The organism is Burkholderia sp. HAN2018, assembly GCF_024704855.1.
GTDB lineage: Bacteria > Pseudomonadota > Gammaproteobacteria > Burkholderiales > Burkholderiaceae > Burkholderia > Burkholderia cepacia.
The window spans coordinates 1-10,273 of record NZ_QOBB01000239.1 but is presented as its reverse complement, the minus strand read 5'-3'; the positions used below and the strand labels follow the sequence as shown (position 1 = coordinate 10,273).

Here is a 10,273-nt window from a genome sequence, read left to right as displayed (position 1 = left end):
CGCCCGCGTATCGAGCTGTTCGGCGCACGCGGCGCGGCGCCGGGCGGTGCCGGCGGCTCCAGCGGCTCACGGGCAGCGAACCCGCAAGCCGGCAGCCCGTATGCGGCGAACCTATCAAGAAAGCAGGAGGCATGACCGCAGTGCAGAAGATCAAAGTATTGTGCGTCGACGATTCGGCGCTGATCCGCAGCCTGATGACCGAGATCATCAACAGCCAGCCCGACATGACGGTGGTCGCGACCGCGCCCGATCCGCTCGTCGCGCGCGAGCTCATCAAGCAGCACAACCCCGACGTGCTCACGCTCGACGTCGAAATGCCGCGCATGGACGGGCTCGACTTCCTCGAGAAGCTGATGCGCCTGCGGCCGATGCCGGTCGTGATGGTGTCGTCGCTGACCGAGCGCGGCTCGGAAATCACGCTGCGCGCGCTCGAGCTCGGTGCGGTGGATTTCGTCACGAAGCCGCGCGTCGGGATTCGCGACGGGATGCTCGACTACGCGGAAAAGCTCGCCGACAAGATCCGCGCGGCGTCGCGTGCGCGCGTGCGCCAGGCGCCGCAGCCGCAGGCCGTCGCGCGCGCGGCGGACAGCCACGCGGCCGCGCCGATGATCAACAACCCGCTCGTCAGTACCGAGAAGCTGATCATCATCGGCGCATCGACGGGCGGCACCGAGGCGATCCGCGAAGTGCTGACGCCGCTGCCGCCGGACGCGCCGGCCGTGCTGATCGCGCAGCACATGCCGCCGGGCTTCACGAAATCGTTCGCACAGCGGCTGAACGGCCTGTGCCGGATCGCGGTAAAGGAAGCCGAGCACGGCGAGCGCGTGCTGCCGGGCCACGCGTATATCGCGCCGGGCCACGCGCACCTGTTGCTTGCGAGGAGCGGGGCGAACTATATTGCGCAACTGTCGGACGAGCCGCCGGTCAACCGGCACCGTCCGTCGGTCGACGTGCTGTTCCGCTCGGCGGCGACGCACGCGGGCAAGAACGCGATCGGGGTGATCCTGACCGGGATGGGCCGCGATGGCGCGGCCGGCCTGCTGGAAATGAAACGCGCGGGCGCCCACACGTTCGCGCAGGACGAAGCAAGCTGCATCGTGTTCGGGATGCCGCGCGAGGCGATCGCGCTCGGCGGCGCGGACGAGATCGCGCCGCTCGCCGACATGAGTCGCCGCGTGATGGCGCGCCTGGCGACGATGGGCGATCGCGTGCAGCGCGTTTGAATGGAATGTCACGGGGCGCGTGCCACGATACGCGTCCCGACGGAAACGAATCTGGAAAGGAACGACGATGGACAAGAGCATGAAAATCCTGGTGGTGGACGATTTCCCGACGATGCGCCGGATCGTCCGCAACCTGCTCAAGGAGCTGGGCTACTCGAACGTCGACGAGGCCGAGGACGGCCTCGCCGGGCTCGCGCGGCTGCGCGGCGGCGGCTACGACTTCGTGATCTCGGACTGGAACATGCCGAACCTCGACGGCCTCGCGATGCTGAAGGAAATCCGCGCGGACGCGACGCTCACGCACCTGCCGGTGCTGATGGTCACGGCCGAGTCGAAGAAGGAGAACATCATCGCGGCGGCGCAGGCCGGCGCGAGCGGCTACGTCGTGAAACCGTTTACGGCCGCGACGCTCGACGAGAAGCTGAACAAGATCATCGACAAGATGGCGAAGGCCGGGAGCTGACGTGAACGAGCCGATCCATGCCGCGCTGACGGGCGCCGGGTTCAGCGCAGACGGCCAGGCCGAAGGTGCCGATTACGCGAGCGACCGCATCCTCGCGCGCATCGGCCATGTCACGCGCACGCTGCGCGATTCGATGCGCGAGCTCGGGCTCGACAAGCATGTCGAGCGGGCGGCCGAAGCCGTGCCCGATGCGCGCGACCGGCTGCGCTACGTCGCGACGATGACCGAGCAGGCCGCCGAGCGCGTGCTGAATGCGATCGAGGTGGCCAAGCCGATGCAGGCGCGCCTCCAGAACGAAGCCGAAGCGCTCGACGCGCGCTGGGCGCAGTGGTATGCGGCGCCGATCGAGCACGCGGAAGTGCGCGAGCTGATGGACGATACGCGCACGTTCCTGCGCACGCTGCCCGAATCGACGTCGGCGACCAGCGCGCAACTGCTCGAGATCATGCTCGCGCAGGATTTCCAGGACCTGACCGGCCAGGTGATCAAGAAGATCATGGACATGGTCTACCTGATCGAGCAGCAGCTCCTCACGGTGCTCGTCGAGAACATCGCGCCCGAGCGGCGCGAGCAGTTCGCGGCCACCGCGGCCGCGCTCGCCGCCGAGCAGATGAGCTCGACCGGCAGCCCCGAGTCGCTGCTGAACGGCCCGCAGATCGCGCCGGAAGGCAAATCCGACGTGGTCCAGGACCAGGGGCAGGTCGACGACCTGCTCGCCAGCCTGGGCTTCTGACCCTGCCGCGTGCATCGGCGCGCCTCCGTTTCGCGGGGCCGCTCGATGCATGCGTCGCGCCGTTTCCACAACGTCCACCACGTTTACCCGGGCTCGCCGCCTGCGCACGCGCCGGTCGGCCTGCGTCGAATTGACACTTCGACACACTCAGCAGGCATACTACGCGTCAGCAGCAACGAAGCGTCATTCATACGACTCATACGTCGGCAGGCGGCGCGGGCATGATCGCCGCGCACGCCGCCACGAAGCCAGTCCCGTGGGAGGGAATGTGAAGCTGAAACGCTTGGGCCGCGCCGTCGCGCACGCGACGGCTGCAACGGGTGTGCTGTGGGCCGTCCACGCGCACGCCGAACTGGGCGGCGCACCGATGTCGCCGCCGGCGGACGATCAGGCCGCAAGCGTGCGCGCGCTGCAGCGCGCGATGCGTTCGGCGGACGGCATGCAGACGAGTACCGCCGCCTATACCGTCCGCGAAATCACGCTCGGATCGGGCACCGTCATTCACGAGTACACGTCGGCCGCCGGCAGCGTGTTCGGCCTCGCATGGCAAGGGCCGACGATGCCGGATCTCGCGTCGCTGCTCGGCAGCTATTTCCCGCAGTACACCGCCGGCGTCCAGGCGGCGCACAAGGCGCGCGGCTGGCGCGCACCCGTGTCCGTCGACACGAGCGGCCTCGTGATCCGGACGGGCGGCCACATGGGCGCCTTCTCGGGCCAGGCCTGGCTGCCGGCGGCGCTGCCTGCCGGCCTGGCCGGCACCGACATCCAGTGACAGCGGGAGAGCGACCTTGAGCATTCCTCGTACATTCAAGCGCTGGCTCGGCGTGCTGGGCCTCGCGGCGGCAACGGCCGTCCTCGTGACTGCATGCGGTGGCGGCGGCGACGGCGGCGGCAGCAGCAACTCGGGCAACAACGGCAACAACGGTTCGGGCGGCTCGGACGGCAACTCCGGGAACACGGCCGTCATCAACGTCAACGCCGGCGTGGCGAACGTGATCAACATCCCGACCATCAGCGTGAAGGTCTGCGCGCCGGGCACGTCGAACTGCCAGGTGGTCAGCAACGTGCTCGTCGATACCGCGTCCTACGGGCTGCGGCTCGTCGGCAGTGCGGTGTCGGGCGTGCTCGGCAGCCTCCCGCAGGTGACGAGCGGCGGCGCGCCGGTCGCCGAGTGCGGCAAGTTCGTGTCGAGCTATACGTGGGGTTCGGTGCGCACGGTCGACCTGTCGATCGGCGCCGAGCAGGCGCGCTCGCTGCCCGTGCAGATCATCGGCGACCTCGGCACGACGAACGTGCCGGCCTCGTGCACGAACGGCGGTGCGTCGGCCAACTCGGCGAGCGCGCTCGGCGCGAACGGGATTCTCGGCATCGGGCCGGCGCCGGTCGACTGCGGCACGACCTGCGCGACGTCGACGTCGTCGAGCAACAACTACTACGCGTGCCCGAACGGCGACAACGCGAACTGCGCGGTCGCGCTCGTGCCGGTGGCGCAGCAGGTGGCCAACCCGGTTCATCATTTCGCCGACAGCAGCGGGGTGAGCGTGACGATGCCGGGCATCTCGAACAGCGGGCAGGCCAGCTCCACCGGGACGCTGACGTTCGGCCTGCCCGACCTGACCGGGAAGACCGTGATGACGTCGACCACGACGGGCGACGTCAGCGCGACGTTCCTCGGGCGCAACGTGACCGCGTTCTTCGATACGGGCTCGAACGCGTATTTCTTCAACGATTCGGGGCAGACGGTTTGCTCGAAGAACACGCAGTTCTACTGCCCGTCATCGCCGCCGGCCAGCTACTCGGCGACGCTGAGCGGCCAGAACGGCGTGGCCGCGACCGTGTCGATGTCCATCGCGAACGCGGATTCGCTGTTCTCGAACCCGTCGACGTACGCGTTCAACGACATCGCGGGCCCGTTCGGTTCGTCCAGCTGGCTCGACATCGGCATGCCGCACTTCTACGGCAGGACGATCTACTTCGGGATGGACAAGACCTCGACCGGCGGCGCGGCGCCTTTCGTCGCGTTCTGACGCGGCAGGGCCGCACGCCGAAGGGAACGGGGGCGAGAGATCGCCCCCTTTTTTATCCGGCGGCCGCGCACGGCACGGCCGGCCGGGCCGGAGCGCCGCCGCATGCGGGCACAGCGCCTACGATGTAATACCGGCGGCCGTGCCGGCACGACATCGAGGAGGCAGCGCCATGAGTCCGCGCATACAACGCATCACCCCGTTCCTTTGGTTCGACCGCGACGCCGAGGCGGCCGCCGGTTTCTACGTGTCGGTGTTCGACAACGCGCGCATCGTGCACGTCGCGCGCTACGGCAAGGCCGGCGCGCACGCATCCGGCAGCGCGGAGGGCGCGGTGATGACCGTCGCGTTCGAGCTCGACGGGCAGGCGTTCATCGCGCTGAACGGCGGCCCCGTGTTCCTGATCACGCCGGCCGTGTCGTTCGTCGTCAACTGCCGGGACCAGGACGAAATCGACCGCTATTGGGCGCGCCTGTCCGAAGGCGGCGACGAGCGCGCGCAACAGTGCGGCTGGCTGCGCGACCGGTTCGGCGTGTCGTGGCAGGTCGTGCCGGTGCAGCTGCCGGAACTGATGGCGGGTGATCCCGCGCGCGCCGAGCGCGTGATGGCGCAGGTGATGACGATGAAGAAGCTCGATCTCGCCGCGCTGCAGCGGGCGGCGGCGGGCTAGGCGCGTGCGCCGGCCTGTTGTCGGCGTGAACGGGGCCTCGCCGGCGCCCCATGGCCGGCACGGGCCGGGAAGCCCGTGATCGCCGCATACGGGCACTAGACCGGCGGCCGGCCGGTACGCATCAGCTGCGTATGGTCGAGGAAGCGGTGGCCGGGCCCGTACGCGGTGCTTTCGATCCGGACGGCATCGGCCGGCGCGACCGGGCGCCCGGCGGCATCGACCGACACCGATTCGATCTCGACGACCGGCACGCACCAGGCCGCGCGGGCGCGTTCCGACGGTTCGCCGCGCGCGTCGGCGCAGCGGAAAGCGACGCTCGCGGGGACATCCTGCGCGCGCAGGGTTTGCGTCGACCCGTTCCACGCATGGTGCAGGGCGATCGTGCCGGGGTGCGGTGCGTCAGGCGCCTGCGCGCCGGGCGGCAGGGCCGGCGTGCCCGCGCAGCCGGCTGCCAGCGCGCAGGTGAGCGACAGCGACGGAACGAACGGATGACGGAGCATGGTGCGGTTCGACCGGAATCGGAAATGACGAAGCGTAGCGCGCTTTGCGCGCCGGCGTAATACCGGCGGTTAATCGAATGCGGTACTCGCGGCGATTATCGATCGCCCCCGGTTTCATTTGGCGGTAGTCAAGTACTGGATTATCCGGGGCTGTCGTTTATGTCAGGTTTTCAAGATTATTAAAATGACGCGGCATGCAAGCCTGCGGCGCCGTATTCCGCTTCGGCAGCCGTTCATACGCCGTGCCGGCGGGCGCTGCAGCCGGGCGTGCGCATTACCCGCCATGTGAAAATAGATTGGAGTCCACCGAAATTCAAACATATAATGCCGGCGTTGTTTCCGGGGTCGTCAATATAAAACAGGAGGGTAATAAGATGAATTTTTCAGAAGCCGTTCGTTCCGTACTCAATAAATACGCGACATTCGAAGGCCGCGCGCGCCGTGCCGAATACTGGTATTTCGCGCTGCTCACCTGCGTGCTGTCGATCGTCGCGCAGGTCGTCGGCGCGGGGAGCCACGACGCGGGCCTGATCACGCTGCTGCTGCTCGTCGTGCTCGGCCTGATTTCGCTCGCGCTGATCATTCCGAGCATCGCGGTCAGCGTGCGCCGGCTGCACGATACGGGCCGCTCGGGCTGGTTCCTGCTGCTGGCGCTGATCCCGATCGTCGGCGGCATCCTGCTGCTCGTGTGGATGTGCTCGCGCGGCACCGAAGGCCCGAACCGCTTCGGCGCGGACCCGATCGCGGCGGCCTGACCGACGCCTGCCCCGACGCGCGACGCTGTCGCGTCGGGGCCTGGTTTCGCGCCGTTCCCGCTTCACCGTTTCACCAACCGCTTCACCATTTCCCAGCTTCGCGCCGTCGTCGCTCGGCCCGAAGCCCCGAGCCCCAAGCCCCAAGCCCCAAGCCCGAAGCCCCAAGCCCCGCGCCCACCCCCGCCATCGCACCGGCCGCCCCGTTTCGCCGCCTCGCCTCACCCCGTTCCGTCCCCCTTCCGGCCCCGTCCGGCCGCGTTTGCACCGGCTCGCCCGATTCCCCGAAATACCCCCCTTTCCCGGCTTTGCTCGACCGATCGGTGTTTGACGCCTCCATGAATAATCGGTGTCACTGGAAAGCGGCATTCCGCCGTACCCGACTGGAGGCCCCGTGGCAGACGAGAGCGATCTCGACAAGACCGAAGCCGCCACTCCCAGGCGCCGCGAGAAGGCGCGCGAGGAGGGGCAGGTCGCGCGTTCGCGCGAACTGGCTTCGTTCGCGCTGCTCGCGGCCGGGTTCTACGGTGCCTGGCTGCTCGCGGGCCCGTCGGGCGGGCATCTGCAGGCGATGCTGCGCGGCGCGTTCATGTTCGATCGCGCCACTGCGTTCGATACGAACCGGATGCTGTCGGCGGCCGGCAGCGCGAGCCTCGAAGGCTTCGCCGCGCTGCTGCCGCTGCTCGCGCTCACCGGTGTCGCCGCGCTGCTCGCGCCGATGGCGCTCGGCGGCTGGCTGATCTCGCAGAAAACGTTCGAACTGAAGTTCGACCGCCTGAACCCGATCTCCGGCCTCGGCCGGATCTTCTCGATCCAGGGGCCGATCCAGCTCGGGATGTCGATCGCGAAGACGCTCGTCGTCGGCGGGATCGGCGGCATCGCGATCTGGCGCAGCAAGGACGAGCTGCTCGGTCTCGCGACGCAGCCGCTCGGCGTGGCGCTGCCCGATGCGCTGCACCTGGTCGCGGTGTGCTGCGGCACGACGGTCGCCGGGATGCTGGTGGTCGCCGCGCTCGACGTGCCTTACCAAATCTGGCAGTACAACAAGAAGTTGCGCATGACGAAGGAAGAAGTGAAGCGCGAGCATCGCGAGAACGAAGGCGATCCGCACGTGAAGGGGCGGATCCGCCAGCAGCAGCGCGCGATTGCGCGGCGCCGGATGATGGCGGCCGTGCCGAAGGCCGACGTGGTCGTGACGAACCCGACGCACTTCGCCGTCGCGCTGCAATACACGGACGGCGAGATGCGCGCGCCGAAGGTCGTCGCGAAGGGCGTGAACCTCGTCGCCGCGCGCATCCGCGAACTCGCGGCCGAACACAACGTGCCGCTGCTCGAAGCGCCGCCGCTCGCACGCGCGCTGTATCACAACGTCGAACTCGAACGCGAGATTCCCGGCTCGCTGTACTCGGCCGTCGCCGAAGTGCTCGCGTGGGTCTACCAGCTCAAGCGCTTCCGTTCGGAAGGCGGCGCGTTCCCGGCCGTGCCGGTCGACCTGGATGTGCCGGCCGACCTCGACAAGGGCGCGTCGGTCTCCGCCGACGACGAACGCGAGGAAGCCGAAGACACGCTCGGTAACGGAGGCGCGGCATGAGCACCCCGACCGGCCTGTTCGCGAAGCGCCAGAATCCGTTCGCGGGCACCAACCTGCGCGCGCTCGCGGGCCCGATCCTCATCTGCATGATTTTGGGGATGATGATCCTGCCGCTGCCGCCGATGCTGCTGGATCTGCTGTTCACGTTCAACATCGCGCTGTCCGTGATGGTGCTGCTCGTCAGCATGTACACGATGAAGCCGCTCGATTTCGCGGCGTTCCCGAGCGTGCTGCTGTTCTCGACGCTCCTGCGCCTGTCGCTGAACGTCGCGTCGACGCGCGTCGTGCTGCTCGAGGGTCACACCGGGCCGGACGCGGCCGGCCAGGTGATCGAGGCGTTCGGCCACTTCCTCGTCGGCGGCAACTTCGCGGTCGGCATCGTCGTGTTCGTGATCCTGATGATCATCAACTTCATGGTGATCACGAAGGGCGCGGGGCGGATCGCCGAAGTGTCCGCGCGCTTCACGCTCGACGCGATGCCCGGCAAGCAGATGGCGATCGACGCCGACCTGAACGCGGGCCTCATCAACGAAGAGCAGGCGCGCAAGCGCCGCCTGGCGGTCTCGCAGGAAGCCGAGTTCTACGGGTCGATGGACGGCGCGTCGAAGTTCGTGCGCGGCGACGCGATCGCCGGCCTGATCATCATGGCGATCAACGTGATCGGCGGGCTGATCGTCGGGATGGTCCAGCACGACATGACGTTCGCCGCGGCCGGCACGAACTACACGCTGCTGACGATCGGCGACGGCCTCGTCGCGCAGATCCCGTCGCTCGTGATCTCGACGGCGGCCGGCGTGATCGTGTCGCGCGTCGCGACCGACGAGGACATCGGCACGCAGATCACCGGCCAGCTGTTCACGAACCCGCGCGTGCTGAACATCACCGGCGCGATCATCGTGCTGATGGGGCTGATCCCGGGCATGCCGCACTTCGCGTTCCTCGCACTCGGCGGCGGTGCGATCTGGCTGGCCCGCACGCAGACGAAGCGCGCGGCGGCCCGCAAAGCGGCCGGCGACCTGACCGACATCGCGCCGCCCGCCGTGCTGCCGTCCGACAGCCACGAGGCGACCTGGGACGACGTGCAGCTGATCGACCCGCTCGGCCTCGAAGTCGGCTACCGGCTGATCCCGCTCGTCGACAAGAACAGCGACGGCGAACTGCTCAAGCGCATCAAGAGCATCCGCAAGAAATTCGCGCAGGAAATCGGCTTCCTGCCGCCCGTGATCCATATCCGCGACAACCTCGAGCTGCGGCCGAACGCGTACCGGATCGCGCTGAAGGGCGTCGAGATCGGCGTCGGCGAGGTGTTCCCGGGCCAGTGGCTCGCGATCAACCCCGGCCAGGTGACGGCCGCGCTGCCGGGCGCCGTCACGCAGGATCCCGCGTTCGGGCTGCCGGCCGTGTGGATCGACGTCGCGATGCGCGAACAGGCGCAGGTGTACGGCTACACGGTGGTCGACGCGAGCACGGTCGTCGCGACGCACCTGAACCATCTGGTCGTCCAGCACGCGGCCGAGCTGCTCGGCCGCCAGGAAGTGCAGGCGCTCGTCGAGCGCACCGGCAAGGACGCGCCGTCGCTCGTCGAGGACCTCGTGCCGAAGACGATCTCGCTGACGACGCTGCAGAAGGTGCTGCAGAACCTGCTCGAGGAAGGCGTGCCGATCCGCGACATGCGCACGATCCTCGAGGCCGTGTCCGAACACGCGGGCCGCGGCGACGCGTTCGAGATCACGGCCGCGGTGCGGCTCGCGCTCGGCCGCGCGATCACGCAGCAGTGGTATCCGGGCGCGGGCGAGATGCAGGTGATGGGCCTCGACGCGAATCTCGAGCGCGTGCTGTCGCAGGCGCTCGCCACCGGCGCGAACCCGGGCCTCGAACCCGGCCTCGCGCACAACCTTCTGACCGGCACGCAGCAGGCGATGCTGCGTCAACGGAATCTCGGGCTGCCGCCCGTGCTGCTCGTGCAGCACGCGCTGCGCGCGATGCTCGCGCGTTTCCTGCGCCGCAGCCTGCCGCAATTGAAAGTGCTGTCGTACGCCGAAGTGCCGGACACACGCACGATCAAAGTCGTTAACGTCATCGGGGGTTCCGCTTGAACATTCGCAAATTCACCGGCGCAACGAGCCGCGACGCACTTCGTCTCGTGCGCGAGGCGCTCGGCGCCGACGCGGTCGTGCTGTCGAACCGCACGCTCGATGACGGCAGCGTGGAAATCGTCGCCCTCGCCGATTCGGACCTGGCCGCCGTGACGCCGCCGGCTGCGGCGCGCGCACGCATGGCCGCGCCGCGCGTGCCGGAATCGGTGCCCGCCGCCGCG

10 protein-coding genes and 2 pseudogenes are annotated in these 10,273 nt (G+C 68.6%); 11 read left to right on the top strand and 1 reads right to left on the bottom strand.

Annotated elements, in window-relative coordinates:
• The 7 genes and pseudogenes from DPV74_RS42015 to DPV74_RS34660 form a co-directional block, all read left to right on the top strand.
• A pseudogene (locus DPV74_RS42015) lies at positions 1–135 on the top strand (chemoreceptor glutamine deamidase CheD); the annotation flags it as partial.
• A complete protein-coding gene (locus DPV74_RS34685; RefSeq protein ID WP_027788644.1) occupies positions 132–1,223 on the top strand; it encodes a chemotaxis response regulator protein-glutamate methylesterase in 1,092 nt (363 codons plus the stop codon). The pseudogene DPV74_RS42015 and the gene DPV74_RS34685, both read left to right, overlap by 4 nt.
• Positions 1,224–1,290: 67 nt before the next feature.
• A complete protein-coding gene (cheY, locus tag DPV74_RS34680) occupies positions 1,291–1,686 on the top strand; it encodes a chemotaxis response regulator CheY (protein WP_006485893.1) in 396 nt (131 codons plus the stop codon).
• A gap of 1 nt (position 1,687) precedes the next feature.
• Positions 1,688–2,419: a protein phosphatase CheZ gene (cheZ, locus tag DPV74_RS34675; protein ID WP_027788643.1), complete on the top strand. Its 732-nt coding sequence runs from the start codon at positions 1,688–1,690 to the stop codon at positions 2,417–2,419.
• A gap of 268 nt (positions 2,420–2,687) precedes the next feature.
• A complete protein-coding gene (locus DPV74_RS34670) occupies positions 2,688–3,191 on the top strand; it encodes a DUF2844 domain-containing protein (RefSeq protein WP_119338833.1) in 504 nt (167 codons plus the stop codon).
• A gap of 16 nt (positions 3,192–3,207) precedes the next feature.
• Positions 3,208–4,446, top strand: a complete 1,239-nt coding sequence (locus DPV74_RS34665; RefSeq protein WP_027788641.1) for a DUF3443 family protein — start codon at positions 3,208–3,210, stop codon at positions 4,444–4,446.
• A gap of 169 nt (positions 4,447–4,615) precedes the next feature.
• Positions 4,616–5,113 carry a VOC family protein gene (locus DPV74_RS34660; RefSeq protein ID WP_119338832.1) on the top strand — a complete coding sequence of 166 codons (498 nt, stop codon included), beginning with the start codon at positions 4,616–4,618 and terminating at the stop codon, positions 5,111–5,113.
• Positions 5,114–5,208: 95 nt separating this feature from the next.
• Here the strand turns inward: DPV74_RS34660 and DPV74_RS34655 are convergent, their stop codons facing one another.
• Positions 5,209–5,613 carry a hypothetical protein gene (locus DPV74_RS34655; RefSeq protein ID WP_119338831.1) on the bottom strand — a complete coding sequence of 135 codons (405 nt, stop codon included), beginning with the start codon at positions 5,611–5,613 and terminating at the stop codon, positions 5,209–5,211.
• A gap of 374 nt (positions 5,614–5,987) precedes the next feature.
• On the opposite strand from DPV74_RS34655, the gene DPV74_RS34650 reads away from it, so the two are divergent.
• The 4 genes and pseudogenes from DPV74_RS34650 to flhF all read left to right on the top strand — a co-directional run.
• On the top strand, positions 5,988–6,368 hold the full coding sequence (locus DPV74_RS34650) for a DUF805 domain-containing protein (protein ID WP_060174989.1): 381 nt from the start codon (positions 5,988–5,990) through the stop codon (positions 6,366–6,368).
• Between the two features lie 391 nt (positions 6,369–6,759).
• Positions 6,760–7,956: a flagellar biosynthesis protein FlhB gene (gene flhB, locus DPV74_RS34645; protein ID WP_027788637.1), complete on the top strand. Its 1,197-nt coding sequence runs from the start codon at positions 6,760–6,762 to the stop codon at positions 7,954–7,956.
• A complete protein-coding gene (flhA, locus tag DPV74_RS34640) occupies positions 7,953–10,052 on the top strand; it encodes a flagellar biosynthesis protein FlhA (RefSeq protein WP_119338830.1) in 2,100 nt (699 codons plus the stop codon). Before flhB ends, flhA begins: the two co-directional genes overlap by 4 nt.
• Positions 10,049–10,273: pseudogene (flhF, locus tag DPV74_RS34635) on the top strand (flagellar biosynthesis protein FlhF); the annotation flags it as partial. The gene flhA and the pseudogene flhF, both read left to right, overlap by 4 nt.

Excerpts from the sequence above, each read along its gene's own strand:
- DPV74_RS34685 (WP_027788644.1), top strand. The coding sequence starts at position 132 with ATGACCGCAGTGCAGAAGATCAAAGTATTGTGCGTCGACGATTCGGCG.
- cheY (WP_006485893.1), top strand. The coding sequence starts at position 1,291 with ATGGACAAGAGCATGAAAATCCTGGTGGTGGACGATTTCCCGACGATG.
- DPV74_RS34655 (WP_119338831.1), bottom strand. The coding sequence starts at position 5,613 with ATGCTCCGTCATCCGTTCGTTCCGTCGCTGTCGCTCACCTGCGCGCTG.
- DPV74_RS34650 (WP_060174989.1), top strand. The coding sequence starts at position 5,988 with ATGAATTTTTCAGAAGCCGTTCGTTCCGTACTCAATAAATACGCGACA.
- DPV74_RS34660 (WP_119338832.1), top strand. The coding sequence starts at position 4,616 with ATGAGTCCGCGCATACAACGCATCACCCCGTTCCTTTGGTTCGACCGC.
- flhA (WP_119338830.1), top strand. The coding sequence starts at position 7,953 with ATGAGCACCCCGACCGGCCTGTTCGCGAAGCGCCAGAATCCGTTCGCG.